The sequence below is a fragment of the Mesorhizobium sp. WSM4849 genome, from assembly GCF_055811385.1.
Genome location: NZ_JBVVPW010000012.1, coordinates 1 through 24695, shown reverse-complemented (window position 1 = coordinate 24695; position 24695 = coordinate 1). Strand labels below are relative to the sequence as shown.

The window sequence follows — 24695 nt, the reverse complement described above, 5'->3', positions numbered from 1 at the left end:
AACCCTTCAGTCATTGGAGTCGCGATCTTGAATGCCTTCAGGTTTTAGGGGAAATTAAGCCGATGATAAAAGCGGATACTCCGTTCGCCCTTATGCTGGAGATGAACGCCGTGGTCTTAGGCTTTCCAGCGCTTATTCTGCTGGCATCAGCCGCGATCGTTGCATTGATACGCCCCTGGCGCTTTTCTTCATCGGTCGGCTTGGCTTGCAAACTGGCTTCAGGAGTTGGCATCATGGCTGTGGCAGTTGTGCTCGCACAGGGAGCATTTCTTCTCGGCTTTGGCACGCTGTTAGAGGATCCACGCTATCGTTCTCACTTCGTCTGTGAACCCTGCTTTTGAGTCCGCAAAGGGGCCGTCAACAGAACGGCCGCTTTGTTGCGCCGCTTCCTGATAGCTGCCGGACTGCTTACGGCCCACTATGCTCTCGAGCAGCAATGCGCCCTTATCGGACATTGAGACCAGCGTCGCTGGGCGCTCAGAAACGGACCCTCTCGATCCAGAATCGGCAGCTGGATGGACCAGCAAGCGCGCCGACGAGCAAGCGCGCCGAGCAGCAGACGCGCTCGGCCGAAGAGTCTAGTTACCTGGTCGGTGATCGGTCGGGTCCCAAGCCAATTTCCTCCTGCCGCGCTCCACTATATTGCAAGACGGTCAAATTTGAGCTTCCGCATTCATGCTTTGTCGAGCGTATCTCTTAGAGTCGCTTAAACCTTCTGCGCCGTAAGTTTTAGCCGTGCTGAATCGCCGTCAGCAACGATGACGACGACATAGGAGAACGCAATGACTCGCAATCACGTTGAACGTCTTGGAGAGTTCAGGGAAATCCTGGTCGCGACTCGACGCGAAGGAGTCCGTAACGTGCACCATACCCGCGACGCAATGCGGGCAAGTGGCTTTCAGATCGGGGACAGCGACGGCTCCAGCTACGGAGCTGAGCTAAAGGAGCTCCAAGAGGAAATCGAGGCAGTCGATCGCGCCATCGAAGACGAGAAGCGGCTGGCCTTGGCCCTTGAGAGTGCGGCTCAATCCCGCCGACCAATTAAGCCGAGAATCGTGAAGGGAACATAGAGTCGGAGACGGCCCTTGGTGCCCGTCGCGTGGATTCGCCTGCGACATCGTGTCGGGCTCGTCGCCGCCGTGCTACAGAGCCCTGAACGTCATCCGTTGCCATCAAACGTGGGGCAGGGGCGGCCGAAGCCGCCCTGTGTCGATGTCGACTTCGCTGTGTCCATCGTTGTCGATGCCGTCGCTACCCTCGCCAACGGCGTTCTTCAGGTATCCGATCTGAAACGCGATATTTGGACATGAAATCACGGAGGCCAGCTTCTGGCGCAAAGCGGTCGGCACTACCCTGGATGAAAAGGTCGGCTTTCTAGCCCCATCATCCCGAAAGCGGACGTTCCGCTTCCCGGCCCGAAACGATCATTTCATTCCAGTCGCCAATTTGCGTGAAGCGGTCGGCGTGGTGCAGGGCGGGGCAAGAAGATGGTTCAGTCAAAGAAGCCCGCATCCTCTTGCCTGAGATACTTTCGGGCTGCTTCGGCGTCGATATCGAGGCCCAGCCCCGGTGCTTCCAGCAGATCCACCATGCTGTCCGTCACGATCTGCGACGGCAGGCCGATTACGAGGTCCTCCCACCAGGGATCGGAGGCGCTCGGATATTCGAAGGCGATATAGTTGGCGGGCAAGGTGGCGCAGACATTGATCAACGCGCCGAGGCCAAGCAGGCCGTTCGCGGTGCCGTGCGGCGCCATCAGGATCGAGTGCATATGGGCGTGCTCGGCGACCCATTTCAGCTCGGCGATGCCGCCGACATCGGCCGGGTCCGGACCGATGATACGGACCGCCTGCGTTTCGATCAGCTCCTTGAAATTGTGGCGCAGGTAGATCTGCTCGCCGGTATGGATTGGCGTCGAGGTGGAGGTGGTCAGCTCCCGATAGGCCTGCGGATTGACCCACGGCACATAGTCGCCGGTCAGCATGTCCTCGAGCCACATCAAATTGTACTTCTCGACCGCGCGAGCAAACTTGATCGCATCGGGCAGCATCCAGCCGGGGCCGCAGTCGAGCGCCAGGCTGACCTTGTCGCCCAGCACTTCCTTCATCGCGATCACGCAGTCGAGCATGTGATTGAAACCGCGCTCGCTGATCACGCCTTGATCCATGGCACCGTGATAGCCGGCCTTCTTCTGCGTCACGCCGTAATGGAAGCCCTCAATGGTGTCCTTCATGTTGGAGTGGAACGAGAATCCTTGCTTGATCATGAAGAAGTTCTGCGGCTGCTCCATCATCCATTTGACGTCAGCGGCGTAATCCTCCGGCCGGTCGCCCGTGCGTTTCTGGCGGATCGAGCCGTTGTAGACGCGCACCTTGTCGCGCACCTTGCCGCCAAGCAGTTTGTAGGCCGGCACGCCTGCGGCCTTGCCGGCAATGTCCCACAGCGCATGCTCGATAGCGCTTACCGCCGCGCCATAGGGCTTGAAAGAGCCGCGTTGGCGGATCTTCAGCATCACCCGCTCGACGTCGGTCGGGTCCTCGCCGATCAGCGCCTCGCGAAAATGCAGAACCCACGGCTTGAGGTAGGGCTTGGTGTACTCGACCTCGCCCAGGCCATAGAGGCCCTCGTCGGTGACGACGCGAACGATGGGGTGCTTGCCGATGACGGCACAGCGGAGATCGGTGATCTTCATGTTCGGTTCTTTTCGCCTCAGCTCCAGGTGCGATCCCAGGAATACTCGTTGTCCCAGTGATCCGTGGGCTGCCAGATGCCGGTGACACCCGGCTGCAGATGCTGCGAGATCACCTCGTCGACGACGTCGTCAATCCCCAGGCCCGGCTTGTCCGGAACGGTGATAAAGCCGTCCTTCACGAGCGGCTTGGGAACGCCGGTGACGATATCGTCCCACCAGTCGACATCGACAGAGTGGTATTCGAGCGCCATGAAGTTTTCGGTCGCTGTCGCGACATGTGCCGCGGCCATTGCGGCGATTGGACTTTCTGCCATATGGATCGCCATAGCGACGCCGTGGTCCTGCGCCATGTCGCCGATCTTCTTGGTCTCGAGGATGCCCCCGCTGGTGAGCAGGTCTGGGTGGATAACGGACAGGCCGCCGCTCTTGAGCAGAGGTTCGAAGCCCTCCTTGAGGTAGATGTCCTCGCCGGTGCAGATCGGCACCGTAGTGGCGTCCTGCAGTTGTCGGTACTGCTCGGTGTACTGCCATGGGATCACATCCTCGAGCCAGGCTGGCACGTATTTTTCAATCCGCCTGGCGAGGCGAATACCGTTCTGCATCGAGATATGGCCGATGTGGTCGATGGCGAGCGGAATATCCATGCCGATAATTTCGCGAACCTCGGCAATGTACTGCTCAAGCAAGTCGAGGCCCTTGTCGGAAAAGTGGAGGCCGGTAAACGGGTGGGGGACGTTATGCAAATCGTAGGCGGCGTTGCGGGCGCGTCGCTCTTCAAGAGTCTTGACCGGGCCGCGGCCGGGCTGGACCCGGTACCCTTCAAGTGAGCCGGCAGGAGACACGACCGCACCGGGGACATCGGCGATCTGCATCAGCCCCAGATCCATCTTGAGGAAGGTGAAGCCGAGCGCCATGCGCTGCTTGAGGCGCTTGCCGGTCTCGGTGCCGCTCGGCACGGTAGCGTCGGTATCGCAATAGAGGCGCACCTTCTCCCGAAACCGGCCGCCGAGCATCTGGTAGATGGGCACGCCATAGGCCTTGCCGGCGAGATCCCATAACGCGATTTCGATCGCCGAGACGCCGCCGCCTTGCCGGCCGTGTCCGCCGAACTGTTTGATCCGGCGAAACAGGCGGTCGATGTTGCAGGGGTTCTCTCCAAGCAGCCGGCTCTTCAGCATCAGCGCGTAGGTGGCGCTGGCGCCGTCGCGCACCTCGCCAAGCCCGACGATGCCCTGGTTGGTGTAAATCTTGAGCAGGGTTGAGGTGAACGGCGCGCCGACGATTTCGGCTACCCGCATGTCGGTGATGCGAAGCTGGGATGGCTTAGAGTTCGCGTTCACCCGATTGAGCGCCTCGTCGGCGCCACCCGTCTTTGCCATGACTTATCCTCGTTCTGGTGGATGGGGCTTGTCGCCCGCACGCCGGGCCGGCATAGAGCGTTGCTAGCCCAGCTCAATCTCGTGGGCCTGCAGGTAGTCGCGGTTCATCTCAATACCGAGGCCATGCCTCGACGTCAGCTTGAGGCTGCCGTTCGAGACGTCGAGTGGTCTGTCGATGAGGTGATCGTATTTGCCCAGGTTCCACTCCGACGTTTCAAGCTTGTAGAAATTAGGAACGGTCATCATCACCTGCGCTCCCGCAACCACGTTGATCGGTCCCGCGGCGTCATGTGGCGAGACCGGGACGTAATAGGCTTCGCATAGGGCAGAAATCTTCTTGAGTTCGGTAATGCCGCCGGTCCAGGTGACGTCCGGCATGATGTAGTCAGCGAGCCTGTTCTCGAGTACCGGCACGAAATCCCATTTCGTGTGGCCGCGCTCGCCCCACGAGATGGCGGCACTGACCTTCTCACGCACCTGCTTGAGGGCGTTAAGGCTCTCGGGCGGGCAGGGCTCCTCGAACCAGTCGATCTGGCCGGCTTCCTCGAGGCTCCGACAGAGGCGAATGGCGGTGGGAACGTCGAAGCGGCCATGCGCATCGATGAGAATGTCGACGTCAGGCCCCGCCGTTTCGCGGATCAGAGCCGTGAGTTCGGCGGCTTCGCGTTCGTCCTTGCGGGTCATGCTGCCATCGAGGTAGCCGTCTCGCTGTTCGCGGGGCAGGCCATCGGCGCTGCGGCCCTGGTGGGGGTATGGATCGAACTTGAGCGCAGTGTGTCCGGACTCGACGATGTCTAGAATTTCGCGGACCACAGCCTCCTTGCTGGTGAATTTGGCCTGGTTGGGATGGGTGTAGAGCGCGATTTCATCGCGTACTGGTCCGCCCAGCAGCTCGTAAATCGGCTTACCGAGGACTTTGCCCCGGATATCCCAGAGGGCTATATCGATGGCGCTCACGCATTCGACGGCGGCGCCGCGGCTGCCCATGTAGGTGAAGCTGCGAAAAATCTTGTGCCAGAGATGCTCGATACGCGCTGGATCCTCGCCTGTCACGGCGACACCGATCTGCCGCAGGATCGTGCAGAGAGCGCGGTTGGCGAGCCTTGTAGTGGTGGTGATCTCTCCCCAGCCACTCACCCCCTCATTGGTCGTCACTTCGACGAACAGGAACTCTCCCCAATAGGAAGCATCGGACTTGATCAGCCACGGCCGAATGCTCGTGATTTTCATCTCAATTCCTTTATCTGAAATCGTCAGGGCTAACGATGTTCAAGACTGGACCTTCGTTCCTATCCGGCCCGAGCGGCGTTGCGCGCACGCATCTGTTCGAGAATATGCCGGCCGGAACCCTCGACATGGCGGGAAACGAGTTCGGCCGCCTTGTCGGCTTCTCCCGCTTTTACGTGCGCGATGAGTTCGCGGTGCTCGCGAATGATCGCGGCACGCCGCGCAAGCGTGAAATTGAAACGCCGGCTGACGGCTCGCAGCACTTCGCGATGCTTCCACCAAAGTTCGGCGGCATGGCGGTTATAGTGCCGCTGGTACATCACGGTGTGGAAAGCGGTATCAAGCTCACTGTGCCTCAAGGTGTCGGCAAAGTTGTTCTCTTCAATCAGGCCTTCGAGACGTTCGAGTTCTGCGATGTCCTCGCCGGTCGCCATATTCACAAACCATCGCGTCAGGGCCGGCTCAATCAAAACACCGATTTCATAGATATCCCGGACAAAATCCTGATCTATGGGTCGGACGCGCGCCCCGCGGTTGGGGAGAAAGGTGACAAAACCCTCCCCGCGCAAGAGTTGCAGGGCCTCGCGCACGGGGTTGGTCGAGGTGCCGTGACGCCGGGCGAGATCGGTGACCACAAGCCGTTCGTTGGCGGCGAGCCGTCCCTCAATGATGTCTTCCCTGATCAGTTCATAAAGCGAGGCGCCCTCGCTGGAGGCCCCCATGGGGTCAGTCTCCACCGGTGGCTTGGCTTTAAAATCACCTGTTTCGGCCAAGACCGGCTCCCCTAATCAAATACATACCCTGCCCGATATCACACACGGTTTTCACAAACAATGTACGATCCAACGCGTTGACAGGCAATCCATGATCTGAAAACGTATAAGATGACCGAAGGGGTACATAGAACAGAAAGGCGTCCCGCGGTCGAACGAGCTAGACCGCTTTGCCTCGGCGCAGGGCGGCATGGAGAACCAGGGAGGATACCTATGACGAGGATTACGCTCGGCAGTGCGGTCCTGCGCGGCACTGTCGCCACTGCTTTGATGGCATCGCTGATGTCCACATCGGCGCTCGGTGCGCCGCCGGTCGACCTGACCAAGTGGTCGCCGGAATATGTGCGCTCCATTGCGGGCACACAGGATTTTGACACGGCGGCCGATTGCGCCAAGGTCACCCCCCTCGACTACAAGGGGCGACTGACTTTCTGGTATCAGGGCGTGTTCGAGGGCGACCCCGATCTTTTGCGCGAGTACTACAAGGATTTCTTCGAGACTTTCCGCAAGACCTATCCGAACGTCCAGCTCGAGGAACAAGCCCTCACCTATAACGACCTTCTTGACAAGTTCCGCACGGCGCTCCTGGGCAATGCAGCGCCGATGGCGGTCCGCCTGCAAATCCTGGGTGGTACCGAGTTCGCCTCAAAAGGCTACCTGGAGCCGCTCAAACCCGAGGATGTGGGGTATTCCACCGAGGACTTCTGGCCCGGCGCCATGAAGGCCGTGACCTGGGAGGGGGTGACCTACGGCATTCCAACCAACAACGAGACGATGGCGTTCATCTGGAACGCCGACATCTTCAAGCGTGCGGGCCTCGATCCGGACAAGGCTCCGGCAACCTGGGACGACGTCGTCAAGTATTCCAAGCAAATCCACGACAAGCTCGGCATTGCCGGTTACGGCCTCGTGGCTCGCAAGAATGCCGGCAATACGCCGTACCGCTTCATGCCGCAGCTGTGGGCCTATGGCGGCGGCGTCTTCGACGAAGCCACCGCGAACCCGACCTATGAGCAGGTCAATCTCGATAGCCCGCAGAGCAAGGCCGCGCTGCAAGCCTCGTACGACATGTATGTTCGCGACAAGTCGGTTCCGGTTTCGGCACTCACCAACCAGCAGGCCGATAACCAGCCCCTGTTCCTCGCCGGCCAGCTTGGCATGATGATCTCGCATCCGTCCGACTACGACGTCATGCTCGACCTGCAGAAGAAGGCGACGGGCGCCGACAAGGACAAGGCGCAGACCGTCATCGACAACATGCGCTACGGCCTGATTCCCACTGGCCCCGACGGCAAGCGCGCAGTCGTTTTCGGCGGCTCGAACATTCACATCCTGAAGCCCGAATATGTCGAGGGCGGCAAGGTCGACGAGCTGGCCGCAAAGGCTATCATCTGCATGTGGACGAGCCCCGAATGGTCGCTGAAGATGGCCTATGCCGGCTCGAACCCGGGCAACCTTAACGGCTTCAAGACCAAATGGATGAAGGAACGTCTGGACAACATCAAGTTCCTCGACGTGACGACCTCGATGCTGCCATACGGCATCCCGTTCCCAGCGCTGCCGCAGGCCCCGGAGATCATGAACATCATCGTCCCGGACATGCTGCAGAATGCCCTGACCGGAGCGATGACCGTCGACGAGGCAGCGGACGACGCGGCCAGGAAGGTGAGAGACCTGATGGGCGGACTCTAATGCATGTCGCGCAAAAGCATGCCCTCGGGCCTGGACCCGAGGGTGTGCAACGGTTTTGCGATAACGACATGCATAAAACAGCAACCTAAAGCGCGTCGCGTGAGGCCGATCAAACGCGACGCGCTTTAGTCCAGGCCTGACCGGCTGCACCGATAGTGCAGCCGGTTCGTTCAGAAGAAACAAGGGCGCGCCATAGTGACGATCGTGACCGGCAAGGCCGAGGCTGGCCGAAGATTGCAATCTGGCAGGTCCGGCGTGCTACGCCAGATATGGGAGCATCGCGCCGACTACGCGTACGTGCTCCCTGCGATCGCCGTGATGCTCGTCGTCATCGCCTATCCGATCTACTACACGATCGAGCTGTCGTTCTTCAAGACGCCGCCTGGCCTGCAACTTCGCGACAAGACCTTCATCGGCTTCGACAATTACACGACCATCCTCACCAGCGAGGTGTTCTGGAGAGTCACCTGGAACACTCTGATCTGGACGCTGGGCTCCACTTTGATTGCCTTTGTCCTGGGGTTTGCCACCGCGCTGGCGCTCCACCGCGAGTTTGTCGGCCGCGGTGTGCTGCGCGCAATCCTGATCATTCCCTGGGTCATCAGCGCGGTCGCCGCCTCCTATATCTGGAAGTGGATCTATCATTCGGACTTCGGGATCATCGGTGCGGTGCTGGTCGGCCTCGGATTGGCCGACCGACCGCCGAATTTCATCGACAGCGTCAGTACGGTGCTGCCTTCCCTGATCGTCGTCAATATCTGGCGCGAGTTTCCGTTTGCCATGATCATGATGATGGCCGGACTGCAGACCGTGCCCGAGCAGTTGCTGCGCGCCGCGCAGGTCGACGGCGCCAGTGCCTGGCAGCGCTTCTGGCACGTCACCTTCCCGCACTTGCGCAACGTCTCGACGGTGACGATCCTGCTGCTCGCGGTGGCCAACTTCAATTCCTTCATCATCCCCTGGATCATGACCGGCGGCGGGCCGTCCAACGCATCGCATATCTGGATCACCCACATTTATGAGCTCGCCTTCGGCCGGCAGCGCTGGGGCGTGGCATCTGCCTATTCGGTGCTCCTGTTCCTCACCCTGATGACGCTCGGCTATTTCTACGTCCGTGCGCTAAGCGGTAACGAGCGGCAAGAGGGGAGCGCATGAGCACGACTGCCGAGACAGCCCCGCGAGCCCTGAGCCGTCGCCGGATGCGCGTCGACGGATGGCGGTGGACCGGGCGCATCTTTCTCGCGTTCATGCTGCTTTACACCGCGGTGCCGATGATCTGGATGCTGATCACCTCGATCAAATCCGGGTTCGCGGCTATGGAATTCCCGCCGCAATGGTGGCCGGACGAACCTACCCTCGCCAGCTACGAGAAACTGCTCGATCCCCAGAACAGCGTCGGCCAGGACTTCCTCCGCTTCTTCTGGAACAGCCTTTTCGTGTCGACCGTCACGACAATCCTGTCGGTGATCGTCGCCGTGCCTGCGGCCTACGCGTTTTCGCGCTTCAGTTTCCCCGGCCGGAACTTCCTGTTCTTTGCCGTGCTGCTGCGCAACATGTTCCCGGCGGTGATCTTTCTCGTGCCGCTGTTCATCCTGATGCGCCTGCTCGGCTTGATGAACAGGCATGGCTCGCTGATTCTCACCTATCTGACCTTCGGCCTGCCGCTGGCGATCTGGTTGCTCAAGGGCTTTTACGACAACATTCCGGTGCAGCTCGAGCAGGCGGCGCGCATCGATGGGGCAACGCGGTTCCAGGCCTTCATCTTGATTGTGATGCCGCTCTCGGCGCCGGGGATCATCGCCACCGCGATCTATTCGTTCATCGGCGCGTGGAACGAGTACATCTACGCCTACACCTTCCTCACCAAGAACGACCAGTTGACACTGCCGGTCGGCATCCAGCGCTTCTTCTCGGAAAATACGACGGACTTTCCGGGCCTGATGGCGGCCAGCTTTATGATGAGCGTGCCCGTCGTGGTGCTGTTCCTCGTCCTGCAACGATACTTCGTACGCGCCCTTACAGAAGGCGCGGTCAAGCACTAGGGAGTTGCCGATGGCCCACGTGGTCCTCAAAGATCTCGTCAAGTCCTATGGCAGCTTCAAAGCTGTCAACCACGTGTCGCTGACGGTCAATGACGGCGAGTTCGTTGCGCTCGTCGGCCCTTCAGGCTGCGGCAAGACAACCACGCTCAATCTCGTCGCGGGGCTGATCCCGATCACATCGGGCGACATCGTCATCGGCGACCGGGTGGTCAACGACCTCGACCCCAAGGACCGGGACATCGCAATGGTGTTCCAGAACTACGCGCTCTATCCTCAGAAATCGGTTTACAAGAACCTGGCCTTCCCGCTGCAGATGCGCAAGCTGCCCCGGGACGAGATCGACAAGAAGGTCAAGGAAGCGGCGCGAGTGCTCGACATGACGCACCTGCTCGAGCGCAAGCCGCGGGAACTTTCGGGCGGGCAGCAGCAGCGGGTGGCCCTGGGCCGTGCGCTTGTCCGCGACCCCGCCGTGTTCCTCATGGACGAGCCGCTCTCTAACCTCGACGCCAAACTGCGCGTGCAGATGCGGTCGGAGATCAAGCGCTTCCACCAAGACCTCAAGGCGACGATCATCTATGTGACGCACGACCAGCTCGAAGCCGTGACCATGGCCGACAAGATGGCGGTGATGAACGGCGGCTACCTGCAGCAATATGATTCACCGGCGCAGGTCTTTGCCCATCCCGTCAACATGTTCGTCGCCAGCTTCATAGGCAGCCCGGCGATGAGCCTTATTCCGCTGCAGGCATCGACGGCAAACGGCAACTCTGTGTTGACCGGCGCGGAGGGCTGGAGCTTTGAACTCTCGCCGCGCAACGCCCAGAAGGTCGCAAGGGCAACGACCAGGAAAGTCGTGCTCGGCGCACGTCACTCGACGATCAAGCTGCACAACAGCGCGGTCCCCGGTGCCATTCCGGCCAAGGCCTACACGGTGGAGCCGACCGGAGACGTCACCTTCGTGCAGGCGTTCCTGTCCGGCGCCATCGTCAACGTCAGCGTGCCGCCGAACATTGCCGTCGCGCCCGATGAACAGATCTGGCTCGAGTTCGACCAGGAGCGGATGCATCTGTTCGACGGCGAAACTGAAATGGCCCTCAAGGCCAACTGAGACAGGGCGCCAACTAAGACAGGGGCGGATGCGTTTGAAACGTGGGCGCGGATGACTACGAAGCTTAGGATCACCGCGATCAAGCCCTATCCCGTGTGGGTAGGAACGCGCAACCAGATGCTCGTCAAGGTCGAGACCGACCAGGACATCTTCGGCTGGGGCGAGAGCGGCTTGAGCGGTCGCGAGAGGGCCGTGGCCGGTGCGGTCGAGCACTATCGCGAGTTTCTCATCGGCCGCGACCCGATGCAGATTGGTCGGATCTGGCAGGAGGTTTATCGCAGCCAGTACTTTGAGGGCGGGCGAGTTCTGCAGGCGGCGATTTCCGCCATCGACATCGCCCTTCACGACATTAAGGGCAAAGCGCTGGGGGTGCCGGTCTACGAGTTGCTAGGCGGCAAGCAGCGCGACCGCATTCCCACCTTCGCCTCGACCGGGGACGAGGCCGAAGGCGATGTTGCCATCGAACGAGCCCGCGAACTACGCGCACAGGGGTGGCAGGCGATCCGCTTCTTCCCCGTCGGGCAAAACAGCAGGGACATCTTCGAGCCGCGCCAGTCGATCGGCGTTACCGCGAGGATGCTTAACAGGGCGCGCGAGGCGCTGGGCGACGACGTCGTCCTCGGCATCGACTATCATCATCGGCTGTCGGTGGCCGAGGCGGCGAGCTTCTGCAACAAGCTCGGCCGCGGCGTGCTTGATTTCCTCGAGGAGCCGATACGGGACGAGACACCGGAGGCCTACGAATCCCTGCGTAGGATGACCGACATCCCCTTTGCCATCGGTGAGGAATTTGCCAGCAAGTGGCAGTTCCTGCCCTACATCGAGCGCGGCATTCATCAGTTCAACCGGCTCGATGTTTGCAATGTCGGCGGGCTTACCGAGGCGATGAAAGTCGCTGGCTGGAGCGAGGCGCACTATGTGGACCTGATGCCGCACAATCCGCTTGGTCCGGTGTGCACGGCCGCGACCGTGCATCTCGCCGCAGCGGTAGCCAACTTCGCGTGGCTCGAGACCAGGGAACCCGAAACTAAGCTCGGCTTCGACAATTCCGACTTCTTCCCCGTGCAACCACGGCTCGACGGGACCGACTATCCGGTCGGCGATCTGCCGGGGCTCGGCGTCGAGGTCAACGAGGAGGCGATTCAGGCGGCGCGCTTTCGTTTTTGGGAAGCGCCTCACCTTAAGCGCCGCGACGGTTCGGTTACGAACTGGTAGTTGCCTTTCAACCGGAGTCCACCATGACACATGCTCCCGACATCACCCGGCCGCCAAAAGACCTGATCGAAGCGCTAAGCGGGATCGGCGCCGCGACGGTTGCCGGCACGCTTGGCCACATGGGTTTTCGCAATCCGCACATGGTGGGACCGGTGGCGCAGAACCACGGCAAGTCTATCGTCGGGCCGGCGCTGACGCTGCAGTTCCTGCCACAGCGGCCGGACCTGTTCACCGAGGGAGAATATGCCGATCCGGAGACGCAGCTGCATCGGCACGTGCTCTACCACGCCCAGGAGGGCGATGTGGTCGTGGTCGACGCGCGCGGCGACATGAGCTCGGGCGTCTTCGGCGATATGATGTCGACGTATTTCAAAGGCAGGGGCGGGGCGGGCATCGTCATCGATGGATGCATGCGCGACCGGCCCAATGTTGAAAAGCTCGATCTGCCCCTATGGCTGCGCGGCTGGACGCCAAATTATCATGTGCAAACCAGCATCTATCCCAATGCCGTCAACGTTCCGATTGCCTGCGGCGGTGTCACGGTGATCCCCGGCGACATCATCGTCGCCGACGACGACGGGGTGGTGGTGCTTCCCGTAGCAATGGCCGCAAAGGTGATCGAAGAATCACAAAAGCATCACGATTGGGAGGAATTCTCACGAGTGAAGCTCATGGAGGGTGCGCCGTTGCAACGCTATTATCCGCTGCATGACGATGCCCGCGGGGAGTACGAGGAGTGGCGCAAAACAAACCGCGTGAAGAACCCAAGTTAGCGGCCGCCGACGCGGTGGCGAACATGCCGAAATCGGCGATGGACAGCGTGTTGGCCAGCGCGATGAAATAGGCGAGCGAAAACACCCAGCCTCCATCGAGGAAATCCGAGCCAGCTTGCGCGAATTCCGCGAAGCGGTTCGCGAACTCACCGAAAGCCGATCGCGGCGCTATTTCTGAGCGCCGAATAGAATAAAAGCCATCGGTTTCGAGTTAGCGGCATAAGACGGCGCTTTGACGGGATTGCCCGGTCGGGTTTTCGTGAAAATGCCGCCCGAAGCAGAACGATGTTGAGGTGGTTCATGGCCGAGTTGATTGACGGAAAGAGCGTCGCCGAAGACGTGGTGCGGCGCGTCAAGGCCTTGACGATCGAACTGATGGAAAAGGGCGCGCACAAGCCCGGTCTTGCCGTGGTCATCGTCGGCGAGGATCCGGCGAGCCAGGTTTATGTCGCCTCGAAATCCCGCACCGCCAAGGAATGCGGCTTTCATTCGGTCCAGCACACGCTGCGGGCCGAGACCTCCGAACAAGAACTGCTTGATGTCATCGGCGAACTCAACGCCGATCCGGCCGTCAACGGCATCCTGGTGCAGCTTCCGCTGCCTGGCCATGTCGATGCGGGCAAGGTCATCCAGGCTATAGCGCCGCAAAAGGATGTCGACGGCTTCCACTTCATCAATGTCGGCAAGCTCGGCACCGGCGAACTGGAGACGGCGTTCGTGCCTTGTACGCCGGCCGGCTCGATGCTGCTGATCGAGCGTGTGCGCGGCAAGGATCTTTCCGGGCTCAATGCGGTGGTCGTCGGCCGCTCCAACATCGTCGGTAAACCGATGGCCAATCTTCTGCTTGCCGCCAACTGCACTGTCACCATCGCGCATAGCCGCACGAAGGACTTGGCTGCACTGGCGCGCACCGCCGACATTCTCGTTGCCGCTGTCGGCAGACCCGAAATGGTCAGGGGCGACTGGGTCAAACCGGGCGCCACCGTCATCGACGTCGGCATCAACCGCATCGCGGCGCCAGAAAAGGGCGAAGGCAAGACCCGCCTCGTCGGTGACGTCGCCTATGCGGAAGCGGCGAAGACGGCCGGCGCCATCACGCCGGTGCCTGGTGGCGTCGGGCCGATGACCATTGCCATGCTGATGGCCAACACGCTAGCTTCCGCCTATCTCGCGGCCAGATTGAAACGGCCGTCTTTCTGAACCTGGAAAGCCTCAGCTTTGCCGAATCTCACTGTTCCCTCAGAGCGGCTGGTCACGAACGATCCCGTTCAAGGCGGCCGGCAGTTCGGGTTCCTGCTGGTCGACAAGTTTTCCATGTTCTCGCTGGCCGCCGCAATCGACACGTTCCGGTCGGCGAACCGGCTGCTCGGCCACGACTTCTATGGCTGGACGACGGTGTCGGCCGACGGCGATGCCGTCATGGCCTCCAACGGCCTGCCGCTCAAGATCGACTACGCTGTCGCCGATCTGCCGCCGGTCGATATCCTTTTCGTCTCGGTCGGGCTGACGACGGAGTTTCCCGGCAAGAGCAAGGTGCTGGCGGCGCTGCGCAGCTGGGGTCGGCGCGGCAACGCGCTCGGCGCACTGTCGGTCGGCTCTTATCTGCTCGCCGAGGCAGGCCAGCTCGAAGGCTATCGCTGCACCATCCACTGGGAAAACCGCGCCGGCTTCGTCGAGCGGTTTCCCGACATCAACTGCACCGGCAACGTCTTCGAGATCGACCGCAAACGCTACACCTGCGCCGGCGGTACCACCTCGATCGACCTGATGCTGGAGATCGTGCGCGGCGATTTCGGCTCGAGCCTCGCCAACGGCGTCGCCAACCAGTTCCAGCACGAGCGTATCCGCTCCGCCGGAGACCGCCAGCGCGTCGGTCCTGAGCGCGACCTGACCGGCAAATCGGAAAAGCTGCGCCGCATCGTCGAGCTGATGGCCGATCATCTCGACGAGCCGCTGTCGGCGGTGCAGCTCGCCAAGTCGGCCGGCCTGTCGGTGCGCCAGGTCGAGCGCCTGTTCCTGCGTCACCTTACGGTGACGCCCGGCCGCTATTACATGCGGCTCAGGCTCGAGCGGGCGCGCGAATTGCTGCGCCAGACCAACATGCCGATCCTCGACGTGGCGATCGCCACCGGCTTCACCTCACACTCCTATTTTGCCCAGAGCTATCGGCTGCAGTTCGGCCGGCCGCCTTCCGAAGAGCGTCGCACGACGTACTGAGTGGTTTGGCTCAAGGGTTGTGGCCAACCCTCCCACGCCCGGCGTCCGGGCTTGTGTCCTGACGCGGCGTCAAATAGCTTCGCCCCCCTGACTGGCAGAAACTGACTGGGGGGATTTTCATGGCGGGACTTGCACGGAGCATCGCTGCGGCGGCCCTCCTGTTGTGGATGACGACGCTCGGCCTTGCTGCCGACCGAGTCATCCTCATTCTCGATGCTTCCGGTTCGATGTGGGCGCAGATCGACGGCAAGCCGAAGCTCGAAATCGCCCGCGAATCGCTGCGAACGGTGTTGCAATCGGTCCCCGCCGATAGGGAAATCGGCTTCATGGCCTATGGCCATCGCGAGAAGGGCAGTTGCGAGGATATCGAGCTCATCGTGCCGCCGCAGGCCGGCTCGGCAGCTGCTGTTTCCACTGCCGCCGACAGCCTGAAATTCCTCGGCAAGACGCCGCTGACATCAGCCGTAAGCCAAGCGGCCGAGGCGCTGAAATACACCGAGTACAACGCCACCGTCATCCTGATCACCGACGGGCTCGAGACCTGCAATGGCGATCCGTGTGCGCTCGGCAAGGAACTGAAGGCTGCCGGCGTCGACTTCACCGTAGACGTCGTCGGCTTCGGTCTGAGCGCGGACGAGGGCAGGCAGGTTGCTTGCCTCGCCGACAACACCGGCGGCAGATACATCCAGGCGTCCGACGAGCAAGCGCTGCGGGACGCGCTGGTCGAAACCATCGCCGCCGCACCTGCACCCGAACCAGCCCCTGCGCCGCAGCCGGCTCCCGAGCCGGAAAAGCCGGAGTTCAACTTCATGCCGGCCGTGGTGCTCGCCGAGGGCGGCGATCCCGTCACCGACGGCAATTCCTGGGAGATCTACAAGGCAAAGTCCGACGGCACACGCGGCGACTACGTCACCACCGAATACGGAGCTTACAAAGGCAATTTGGAGCCGGGCGATTACATAGTCGTCGCGCGCCACGGCGAGGCCAGGATCGAACAGAAGATCACGGTCGAGGCGGGCCAGGTCTACAAGTCCGTCTTCACGCTCAATGCCGGCACGCTCATCCTTCATCCGCGGCCAAGCGAGGGCGCGGATGTGGCCGATGGTGCGGCTGTCGTGATCTCCTATCCGGGCGTCGATACGCCCGCGACCTATTATGGCGACACGAAGGTCATATTGCCGGCCGGCGATCAGAAAGTGACGGTCAGGATCGGGCAGGGCGAGGTCACCGAAATCATCCCGCTCACTGCCGGCAGGATCGTCGACAAGGATATCATCGTCGGCGTCGGTCATGTCGTTGCCAACGCCTACTACACTGCCGGCGGCGACAAGGCCGACGGTTCCGGCATTGGCTTCAAGGTGTTCAAGGCAAAAAAGAAGATCGACGGAACGAGGCAAGAGGTGGCTCATGCCTATGGTCCCGATAGCAAGTTCGATCTGCCGCCCGATGACTATGTGCTGACGGCGACGGTCGACCTTGCCGTCGTCGAGCAGCCGTTCAGCGTCAAGGCCGGTGAGCATCAGGATCTGAAGATCGCCATCGATGCCGGCGTGCTGGCGATCACCGCGCCAGGGGCTTCGAAGATCGAGATTTTCGATCCGAAGAAGGACATCAACGGCAACCGCAAATCGCTCGGCTACGCCTATGACGAGAAATATCAGGCGGCACTGCCGGCCGGCGACTACGCTGTGGTCTCCGAAAAGTTGGACAACAGCTCAAAGGAAAGCACGGTGACCATCACAGCCGGCGAGCGAGCCGAGCTGACGGTTCAGTAAGGACGCAGTTCGACGCCGGCAAAAGGGCGACCACGAGCCGCCCTTTTTCACTGCAGCGCAAATTCCGCCACGTTGTTTCCGAAGGCGCTGGCGCCGTGGTCGGCACGCCCAACCATTTGCCGGAACCCGGCGAAAAGCTCGCGGCCGAAGCCGAATTCATTGGCGACAAGATCGCTGTCCGCCGCTCGCCGCAGCGCGAAATCGCCTGCCGGCACCAAAACTTCCAGCGTTCCGGCGTCGGCGTCGAGCCTGATGATGTCGCCGTCATGGATCCTGGCGATCGGCCCGTCCTCGACCGCCTCCGGCGTCACATGGATCGCCGCCGGCACTTTGCCGCTCGCGCCCGACATGCGCCCGTCGGTGACCAGCGCCACATGCTGGCCGCGATCCTGCAGCACGCCGAGCACGGTGGTCAGCTTGTGCAGCTCCGGCATGCCGTTGGCTTTCGGCCCCTGGAAACGGATGACGGCGATAAAATCGCCGGTCAATGTGCCGGCCTTGAACGCCTCGTTGAGCCCTTGCTGGCTGTCGAAAACCTTGGCCGGCGCCTCGATAATGCGCCGCTCCGGTTTCACCGCCGAGGTCTTGATGACGGCGTGGCCGAGATTGCCGGAAAGCATTTTTAGCCCGCCGGTCGGCTGGAACGCCTTCTTGAACGGCGCCAGCACCTTCTCGTCGCCGCTTTCGCGGGGCGAGGCCTCGCGCACGACGCCGCCGTCGGCGCCGAGCTTGGCCTCGACTGCATAAGGCCGCAGCCCTTCGCCCCAGACCGTCTGGACGTCCTGGTGCAGGATGCCCTCGTCGAGCAGTTCGCGGATCAGGAAGCCGAGACCGCCGGCCGCATGGAAATGGTTCACGTCGGCAAGGCCGTTCGGATAGACCCGCGCCAGCAACGGCACGGCTTCCGAAAGGTCCGAAATATCCTGCCAGCTAATGGCGATGCCGGCGGCGGCGGCCATGGCGATCAGGTGGATGGTGTGATTGGTCGATCCGCCGGTGGCGTGCAGGCCGACGATGCCGTTGACGATCGAGCGTTCGTCGATCATTCGGCCGACCGGCGTGTAGGCGTTGCCGAGCGCGGTGATCGCCAGCGCCCTCTTCGTCGCCTCCCGGGTCAGCGCGTCGCGCAACGGCGTGCCGGGGTTGACGAAGGAGGCACCCGGCGTGTGCAGGCCCATGATCTCCATCAGCATCTGGTTGGAGTTCGCCGTGCCGTAGAAGGTGCAGGTCCCCGGTCCGTGATAGGATTTGGATTCGGCCTCGAGCAGCTCGGCCCGTCCTGCCTTGCCTTCGGCATAGAGCTGGCGGACCTTGGCTTTCTCGTCATTGGGCAGGCCCGTCGTCATCGGCCCGGCCGGGATGAACACCGCCGGCAGATGGCCAAAGGTCAGCGCTGCGATCACCAGCCCCGGCACGATCTTGTCGCAGACACCGAGATAGACGGCCGCGTCGAACATGTTGTGTGACAGGCCGATCGCCGCGGCCATGGCGATCACGTCGCGCGAGAACAGCGACAGCTCCATGCCGGGCTGGCCTTGCGTGACGCCGTCGCACATTGCCGGCACGCCGCCGGCGACCTGGGCAATGCCGCCGGCCTCGCGCGCCGCGTCCTTGATCAGCGCCGGAAATGTCTCGAAAGGCTGATGCGCCGACAGCATGTCGTTATAGGAGGTGATGATGCCGAGGTTCGGCACCCGGTCGCCGCCAAGTGCCAGCTTTTCCGAAGGGCTGCAGACGGCAAAGCCATGGGCGAGGTTGCCGCAGGAAAGCACGGCCCGGTTGGCGGTGCGGCCCGAGGCCTCGGCGACGCGGCCGAGATATGCCTCGCGCCCCGGTCTGGAGCGTTGGCGGATGCGCTCGGTGATGGCTTCGATGTCGCGTCTCGCGGTCATGGCGTCGGTCCTTTCAGGCGAGGTCCCGCAAACACGGTCCGGCTATCCGCCGGGACCCCTCGGCAAGTTGAATCAGGGTGCCCAGAAAACCTGTACGGGTCTCTCGGCTGCGTCGAGCACGGCACGAATGGGTTTTCCCGTTTCCGATGCCATTGCGCTTTCGAAAGCCTTGCGCTTGTCTTCACCTTCGATGTGCAGTGCGAGGAAGCCGGCCCTGACGATCCGCGCCAGCGACAGCGTCAGGCGCGGCTCGCCGGCGCTTGCTGCGTGAACCGGGAGCACAACCTTTTCCGAGAACGGATCGAGCAGTTTTTCCAGATTGTCGGCATCCGGAAAAAATGATGCGGTATGGCCATCGGCTCCCATGCCAAGCACGACCACATCGAGCGGCCAGGGCAGCGACCGCAACATCCTGCTATCGGCCTCAGACATATCCTCAATGCTTTCCGCCTCCTGGTAGAGCGGCACGAAACGTGCCGCCGCTGCCGCGTTCTGCATAAGATTGGCGGCGACCAGCCCGGCGTTGGAGCGCGGAGAAGAGGCCGGCACGCAACGCTCGTCGACCAGCGTCACCGTGACCTTGTTCCACGCGATCGGGATACTCGAAAGCGATGCGAAAAATTTCGCCGGCGTCGTGCCCCCGGAAACCGCGAGCAATGCCGTGCCGCGCTCAGCGATTGCCTTGGTCAGGCGGCCTGCGACGTGGCCGGCAAGTGCTGCCGCCAGGTCCTGGCGTTCGGCAAACGCGTGCCAGCTATAGGCGGCGCTGTTCAATTGCTCTCGTGCCATGTCCGCCCGTCGCGTTCGATAAGCGCAATCGAAGCCGAGGGGCCCCATGTGCCGGCCGTATAGCCCTGCGCCTCTTGCCTGGCGCTTTCCCATGCGTCCTGGATCGGGTCGATCCACTTCCACGCTGCCTCGACCTCGTCGCGACGCATGAACAGCGTCTGATTGCCACGGATGACATCCATGATCAGCCGCTCATAGGCGTCGGGCGCACGGCCGTCGAAGGATTGCGCGAAGCTCATGTCGAGCGGGATCTGGCGCAGCCGCATGCCGCCAGGCCCCGGATCCTTGATCATGATGAACTGCTTGACGCCTTCGTCGGGCTGCAGCCTGATGACCAGCTGGTTTGCCGAGATCGGCCCGGCGCTGTCGCCGAAGATCGAATGCGGGATCGGCTTGAATTCGATGACGATCTCCGAAACGCGTGTCGCCAGCCGTTTGCCCGTCCTGAGGTAGAACGGCACGCCCGCCCAGCGCCAGTTGCCGATTTCGGCCTTGAGCGCAACGAAGGTCTCGGTGTTGCTGTTCTTGCCGAACTCCTCGACATAACCTTTCACCGGCCCGCCGGCCGAGGCCCCGGCACGGTACTGGCCGCGTACCGTGTGCTTGGGCGCTTCGTTGCCGCTGATGCGTTTCAGCCCGCGCAACACCTTCAGCTTTTCGTCGCGCACGGCATCGGCGTCCATCGACGACGGCGCCTCCATGGCGACGAGGCAGAGAAGCTGCAGCATGTGGTTCTGCACCATGTCGCGCAGCGCACCGGCCTTGTCGTAGTAGGTGACGCGGTCTTCGAGGCCGACGGTCTCGGCCACGGTGATCTGCACATGGTCGACATTGGCGGAATTCCACAGCGGCTCGTAGAGCGCGTTGGCAAAGCGCAGCGCCATCAGGTTCTGCACCGTCTCCTTGCCGAGATAGTGATCGATGCGGAAAATCTGGCTTTCATGGAAATCGTCGCCGACCAGATCGTTGAGCTCGCGCGCCGAGGCGAGATCGCGCCCGATCGGCTTCTCCAGCACGATGCGCGAGTTCGGCGTGATCAGCCCGTTCTCTTTCAGCTTGTGCGAGATCTCGCCGAACAGCGCCGGCGCCACCGCCAGGTAAAAGGCGCGGATGCATTCGCTATCGCCGATCGCCTTCTTCAATTTGTCGAAGCCCGCGCCGGTGGTCGCGTCGGCCGAGACATAGGAAAGCCGGCCAAGAAACGTCTTCAGTTCCGTGGCGTCGATATCGGCCGGCTTCACATGGTCGGAAATCGCTTGCCTGGCGAAAGCCTGGAATTCCTCGTCGGTCATTTTCGAGCGCGAGGTGCCGATGATGCGCGTCGGTTCGGAAAACTGATGGCCGCGCTGGCGGTGATACAGCGACGGCAAAAGCTTGCGTTCCGACAGATCGCCGGTGCCGCCGAAAATGATGAAGTCGAAAGGGTCGACGGGAATGATCTGGCTAGTCATGGTCTGTCCGCTTTGACGCCGGTCGCTGTGACGCGGTCGATATAATCTAATCGATTTAGATTTTCCAGTGCCATGGCGTCACACCCCAAGGCCAATCGGGTTTTTCCGATTGGTCCTGAGGTGTGCCCTTGACACTGGCGCAACCCGGCGGCTTGTCGGCAACGTGTTCCGGGAGGCCTTCGCAGTTGCAGCATAGAGCGGGATCGAGGCGAAAGCCAAAGGAGAAATCGAGGGTATATTGATCTTTCGGCGGCCATTGCCGGCGGCTGCCCGAGCGATCGTCTTCAATCATGAGTGAGAAAGCCATGCGCCTGGAAAACAAAGTTGCCATCATTACCGGTGCCGCGTCAGGCTTCGGCGAGGGTATCGCCAAGCGCTTTGCCGTGGAGGGCGCCAAGGTCGTTGTCGCCGACCTCAACGCCAGGGGCGCCGAACGCGTCGCCAACGAGATCGGCCGGGCGGCGATCTGGACCCAGACGGACGTCTCGACGCGTTCCGAGTTCGACGAGATGGTCGATGCCGCAAAGAGTGCCTTCGGCCGCATCGATATCATGGTCAACAATGCCGGCTACACCCATCGCAACGGCGATATGCTCGAGGTCGACGAGACGACCTTCGATCTGATCACGGCCGTCAACATGAAGGCGATCTATCACGCCGCTCTGGCGGTCGTGCCGGTCATGGATAGGCAAGGCGGCGGCGTTATCCTGACCACGGCCTCGACCGCCGGCATCAGGCCGCGGCCTGGCCTCACCTGGTACAATGCGTCGAAGGGCTGGGCGATCACCGCGACCAAATCCATGGCGGTGGAACTCGCGCCGAAGAACATCCGCGTCAACTGCCTGTGTCCGGTCGCCGGCGAGACCGGCATGCTGGAAAAATTCATGGGCGCCGACACACCCGAAATCCGTGAGAAATTCCGCGCGTCTATCCCGCTTGGCCGGCTTTCGACGCCGCTCGACATAGCCAACGCGGCGCTCTGGCTGGCTTCGGACGAGGCGGCTTTCATCACTGGCGTGGCGCTGGAAGTCGACGGTGGACGGTGCATCTGAGCCGTCCGGCGCTGTCGGGTTCAAGTTTAACTTGATCGCTCTTCGCACCCGGCGGCTGATTGCGTCAGCCAAATGAGCCGTGGGCAACGTCAAAGAATGGGCTGACCGGCCCCTAAAGCGCGTCGCCTTTGAATGGACTCATGCGACGCGTTTTAGGTTCTTGTTTTTATGCATGTCGTTGTCGCAAAATCGCTGCAGCACCTTCAAGCCCGAGGGCATGCTTTTGCGCGACATGCATTACGCGCCGGTCTTGACGAAGCTCTTGTAGATCCAGCCGCGTTTGCCGTTGTAGACGATCTGGCACCATTTCTTGCAGCCCATCACCTGAACCGAGGTCTTGGCGGGAATGGTGACGATGGCGGGCGCACTGTTCTTCGGACCGGTGCGCATGGTGACGCCCCTGAGGATGCGTCCGGTATCTGCCGCGCTCGGCTGCTTGGCCTCGACTTTGGCCTGGGTGGCATCCTTCTGTGTCGCCGCCGGCTCTTCCGGCTTCGGGGAGGGAATGGCGGCGGTTGGCGCACCGTCCGTCGCCGTCTTGTTGGGAGCGGCGACTTTGGCAAGCAATGCTGCCACTTTGGTTTTCGCTGCCGGATCGGCGAGTGCCGACGCAGCGGACGGTTTGTCTGCCGTTTTTTCAGCCTGGCCTGCCATCTGGCCGGGTGTGGTCTTCGGTCCCGATCCTGTCCAGCGAGGATCATTGGGCGCCAGCGCCGCTATCTCGGCCTTCGCTGCAACCATCGCCGGAGAAACCGCATCGGTCTTGCCCGTGCCCTGCTGCACCGCGGCGACCTTCGAGGCCGCAGCCGGCACGATCCTTGATGTTTTTACCGGAATGCTTGAAACGATCTGCTCGGGACTCGCAACCGCTTGTCTCTCGGTGGCCGGCAATGCCAGCCATAGCGCCACCGCGGCGACGCCAAGCAGCGCTGCTGTGCCAAACGCGGCGATAACCAGATGCAGGTTCGACCGGATTTGCCGCCAGAACCTGGGCTGCATGTCGTAGCCAAACTGCATCGCAAAGCGCCGCCGTTTCGGCGCGCCGAAACTCAAGGGCTCACTCACTCTTGCAACCTCCATTTGCGGGCCGACGTTCTTACGACCTGTGCCGGGAAAACCGGCACTTGGTCGGCATCGGTCCCAAACCAACGCGGGCAGGCCCGCAAAATCCCCGTTCAACTGCCCTGAGCGCGCATCCTTTGCCGGCGATTGTGTCATCACTGCGCCCTTACCGGGCGGATTCTGCACCTTTGCGAGAGATTCTGCAACTTGCAAGGGATTTTGCAACCTATGGTTAGATACGGTCTCTCAATGCATACCAGTTGAGCGCAAGAAACAGCAGAGGCGCGCGGAAGCGCCGGCCACCGGGAAAGGCCGGGATTTTCAGGTCCTCGATCAGCCTCAGCCGGTCGCGGTTGCCGGCAACGGTTTCGGCATAGAGCTTGCCGAAAAAGTTCGACAGCATGACGCCGTGGCCGGAATAGCCGCCGACCGAGATCACATTGGGCATCACCTCGCGCACGAACGGTTTTCTCGGCATCGTGATGCCGACATAGCCGCCCCAGCCATGGGTGATCTCGACGTCCTTCAGCGCTGGGTAAAGCTCGGCGATCTGCCGGCGGATGTGGACATGGATGTCTTTCGGATCGTTGACGGCATAGATCTCGCGCCCGCCGAACAGCAGCCGCCCATCCGTCGATTTGCGGAAGTAGCGCACGACGAAGCGGGAATCATCGACCGCCTCACCGCCCGGCAGCACGTTTGTGTCAGCCCCCAGTGGCACCGTCGCGCCGATGAAGGAGCCGATCGGCATGATATGCGCGGCACTGATCGGCTCGAGCGTGCCGCCATGGGCGTTGACGCCGATCAGACATTTCTCGGCTGATATCGTGCCCTTCGGCGTCGTAACCCTGACCCTGCCGCCAACGGACGCGATGCCGGTCGCCGGCGTCTGCTCGAACAGCTGCGCGCCAGCCTGCGCCGCCACCTTTGCCGTGCCGATCACCAGTTTCAGCGGATGGATGTGCCCGGTGCCGGTGTCGCGGGTGCCGCCGAAGTAGCGCGTCGAGCCCAACCGCTCCGCCGTCTCCTTGGCGTCCATGAAGGTGATATGCGGATAGCCGAAGCGGTTCGCCATGATCTCGGCATGCGCCTTGTAATCCTCGACATAGCGCTGCTTGTGCGCCACCGACATCTGGCCGGGCATGTAGTCGATCTCGATCTTGTTGGCAGCGGCGAACTCGAGGAGATGCGCCTTGGCCTCTTCGGCGAGGTCGAACAGCGCCTTGGCACGGGAAAAGCCGTAGTCGGCCTCCAGTTCCTCGGCCCAGGCGCGCTGGCCGGTGCCGAGCTGGCCGCCATTGCGGCCCGATGCGCCGTCGCCGAAACGATGCGCTTCGATCAGCGCGACATTGCAGCCGGCCTTGGCGAGGTGCGCCGCCGCCGACAGGCCGGTAAAGCCGCCGCCGACGATCACGATGTCGCATGTCCGGTCGCCGTCGAGCGCCGGGTATTCGGGCCGCGGCCCGGCCGTGTCCTCATACCAGGAACGGCCGGGGGAGATTGGGGATTGGTAGGGCATGATGCTCAAGTAGGGGAGTAGGGGAGTAGGGGAGTAG

At 62.0% G+C, this 24695-nt stretch carries 22 protein-coding genes; 13 read left to right on the top strand and 9 right to left on the bottom strand.

The features are described 5' to 3' along the window. Positions 1 to 62 precede the first annotated feature (62 nt). The 3 genes from AC0L3L_RS15170 (at position 63) to AC0L3L_RS15160 (ending at position 1310) form a co-directional block, all read left to right on the top strand. On the top strand, positions 63 to 341 hold the full coding sequence (locus AC0L3L_RS15170) for a hypothetical protein (protein ID WP_473638176.1): 279 nt from the start codon (positions 63 to 65) through the stop codon (positions 339 to 341). A gap of 441 nt (positions 342 to 782) precedes the next feature. Beyond that, on the top strand, positions 783 to 1070 hold the full coding sequence (locus AC0L3L_RS15165; RefSeq protein ID WP_123146674.1) for a hypothetical protein: 288 nt from the start codon (positions 783 to 785) through the stop codon (positions 1068 to 1070). A 15-nt stretch (positions 1071 to 1085) separates the two neighbouring features. Next, entirely contained in the window at positions 1086 to 1310 is a 225-nt protein-coding gene (locus AC0L3L_RS15160) for a hypothetical protein (RefSeq protein ID WP_473638175.1), read from the top strand. Between the two features lie 182 nt (positions 1311 to 1492). On the opposite strand, the gene AC0L3L_RS15155 is transcribed toward AC0L3L_RS15160, so the two are convergent. From AC0L3L_RS15155 to AC0L3L_RS15140, 4 genes are all read right to left on the bottom strand, one after another. Then, complete coding sequence (locus tag AC0L3L_RS15155) at positions 1493 to 2692, bottom strand: mandelate racemase/muconate lactonizing enzyme family protein (protein WP_473638174.1); 1200 nt, start codon at positions 2690 to 2692, stop codon at positions 1493 to 1495. 17 nt (positions 2693 to 2709) lie between these two features. Next, positions 2710 to 4071 (bottom strand): mandelate racemase/muconate lactonizing enzyme family protein, encoded by a 1362-nt coding sequence (locus tag AC0L3L_RS15150; RefSeq protein ID WP_473638173.1) that lies wholly within the window; start codon positions 4069 to 4071, stop codon positions 2710 to 2712. A gap of 63 nt (positions 4072 to 4134) precedes the next feature. Continuing rightward, complete coding sequence (locus AC0L3L_RS15145; protein ID WP_473638172.1) at positions 4135 to 5301, bottom strand: mandelate racemase/muconate lactonizing enzyme family protein; 1167 nt, start codon at positions 5299 to 5301, stop codon at positions 4135 to 4137. A 59-nt stretch (positions 5302 to 5360) separates the two neighbouring features. Continuing rightward, positions 5361 to 6071: a GntR family transcriptional regulator gene (locus AC0L3L_RS15140; RefSeq protein ID WP_473638171.1), complete on the bottom strand. Its 711-nt coding sequence runs from the start codon at positions 6069 to 6071 to the stop codon at positions 5361 to 5363. A gap of 213 nt (positions 6072 to 6284) precedes the next feature. Here AC0L3L_RS15140 and AC0L3L_RS15135 point away from each other — a divergent pair, with 213 nt between their 5' ends. The 9 genes from AC0L3L_RS15135 (at position 6285) to AC0L3L_RS15095 (ending at position 16893) form a co-directional block, all read left to right on the top strand. Further along, positions 6285 to 7763, top strand: a complete 1479-nt coding sequence (locus tag AC0L3L_RS15135) for an ABC transporter substrate-binding protein (RefSeq protein ID WP_473638170.1) — start codon at positions 6285 to 6287, stop codon at positions 7761 to 7763. 195 nt (positions 7764 to 7958) lie between these two features. Next, on the top strand, positions 7959 to 8918 hold the full coding sequence (locus AC0L3L_RS15130) for a carbohydrate ABC transporter permease (RefSeq protein WP_473638169.1): 960 nt from the start codon (positions 7959 to 7961) through the stop codon (positions 8916 to 8918). After that, positions 8915 to 9805 (top strand): carbohydrate ABC transporter permease, encoded by an 891-nt coding sequence (locus AC0L3L_RS15125; protein WP_473638168.1) that lies wholly within the window; start codon positions 8915 to 8917, stop codon positions 9803 to 9805. Before AC0L3L_RS15130 ends, AC0L3L_RS15125 begins: the two co-directional genes overlap by 4 nt. 10 nt (positions 9806 to 9815) lie before the next feature. Then, positions 9816 to 10913 carry an ABC transporter ATP-binding protein gene (locus tag AC0L3L_RS15120; protein ID WP_473487191.1) on the top strand — a complete coding sequence of 366 codons (1098 nt, stop codon included), beginning with the start codon at positions 9816 to 9818 and terminating at the stop codon, positions 10911 to 10913. Positions 10914 to 10964: 51 nt separating this feature from the next. After that, entirely contained in the window at positions 10965 to 12128 is a 1164-nt protein-coding gene (locus tag AC0L3L_RS15115; protein WP_473638167.1) for a mandelate racemase/muconate lactonizing enzyme family protein, read from the top strand. Between the two features lie 23 nt (positions 12129 to 12151). Beyond that, positions 12152 to 12901: a ribonuclease activity regulator RraA gene (locus tag AC0L3L_RS15110; RefSeq protein ID WP_473638166.1), complete on the top strand. Its 750-nt coding sequence runs from the start codon at positions 12152 to 12154 to the stop codon at positions 12899 to 12901. Positions 12902 to 13201: 300 nt separating this feature from the next. After that, on the top strand, positions 13202 to 14101 hold the full coding sequence (folD, locus tag AC0L3L_RS15105; RefSeq protein ID WP_473638165.1) for a bifunctional methylenetetrahydrofolate dehydrogenase/methenyltetrahydrofolate cyclohydrolase FolD: 900 nt from the start codon (positions 13202 to 13204) through the stop codon (positions 14099 to 14101). A gap of 18 nt (positions 14102 to 14119) precedes the next feature. Further along, entirely contained in the window at positions 14120 to 15118 is a 999-nt protein-coding gene (locus tag AC0L3L_RS15100) for a GlxA family transcriptional regulator (protein WP_473487183.1), read from the top strand. A gap of 119 nt (positions 15119 to 15237) precedes the next feature. Continuing rightward, positions 15238 to 16893: a vWA domain-containing protein gene (locus tag AC0L3L_RS15095; protein ID WP_473638164.1), complete on the top strand. Its 1656-nt coding sequence runs from the start codon at positions 15238 to 15240 to the stop codon at positions 16891 to 16893. 47 nt (positions 16894 to 16940) lie between these two features. Here AC0L3L_RS15095 and edd read toward each other — a convergent pair whose 3' ends face one another. The 3 genes from edd to zwf form a co-directional block, all read right to left on the bottom strand. After that, entirely contained in the window at positions 16941 to 18785 is a 1845-nt protein-coding gene (gene edd, locus AC0L3L_RS15090; RefSeq protein WP_473638163.1) for a phosphogluconate dehydratase, read from the bottom strand. 72 nt (positions 18786 to 18857) lie between these two features. Next, complete coding sequence (gene pgl / locus AC0L3L_RS15085; RefSeq protein ID WP_473638162.1) at positions 18858 to 19574, bottom strand: 6-phosphogluconolactonase; 717 nt, start codon at positions 19572 to 19574, stop codon at positions 18858 to 18860. After that, positions 19556 to 21025, bottom strand: a complete 1470-nt coding sequence (gene zwf, locus AC0L3L_RS15080) for a glucose-6-phosphate dehydrogenase (RefSeq protein WP_473638161.1) — start codon at positions 21023 to 21025, stop codon at positions 19556 to 19558. Before zwf ends, pgl begins: the two co-directional genes overlap by 19 nt. Before the next feature lie 305 nt (positions 21026 to 21330). On the opposite strand from zwf, the gene AC0L3L_RS15075 reads away from it, so the two are divergent. After that, the gene (locus tag AC0L3L_RS15075; RefSeq protein WP_473638160.1) at positions 21331 to 22077 is read left to right on the top strand and encodes an SDR family oxidoreductase; all 747 of its coding nucleotides are present in this window, start codon (positions 21331 to 21333) and stop codon (positions 22075 to 22077) included. A 237-nt stretch (positions 22078 to 22314) separates the two neighbouring features. Here AC0L3L_RS15075 and AC0L3L_RS15070 read toward each other — a convergent pair whose 3' ends face one another. Together AC0L3L_RS15070 and AC0L3L_RS15065 are read right to left on the bottom strand one after the other, a co-directional pair. Beyond that, positions 22315 to 23142 (bottom strand): SH3 domain-containing protein, encoded by an 828-nt coding sequence (locus AC0L3L_RS15070; RefSeq protein ID WP_473638159.1) that lies wholly within the window; start codon positions 23140 to 23142, stop codon positions 22315 to 22317. A 229-nt stretch (positions 23143 to 23371) separates the two neighbouring features. Then, positions 23372 to 24658 (bottom strand): NAD(P)/FAD-dependent oxidoreductase, encoded by a 1287-nt coding sequence (locus AC0L3L_RS15065; protein WP_473487177.1) that lies wholly within the window; start codon positions 24656 to 24658, stop codon positions 23372 to 23374. Positions 24659 to 24695 lie beyond the last annotated feature (37 nt).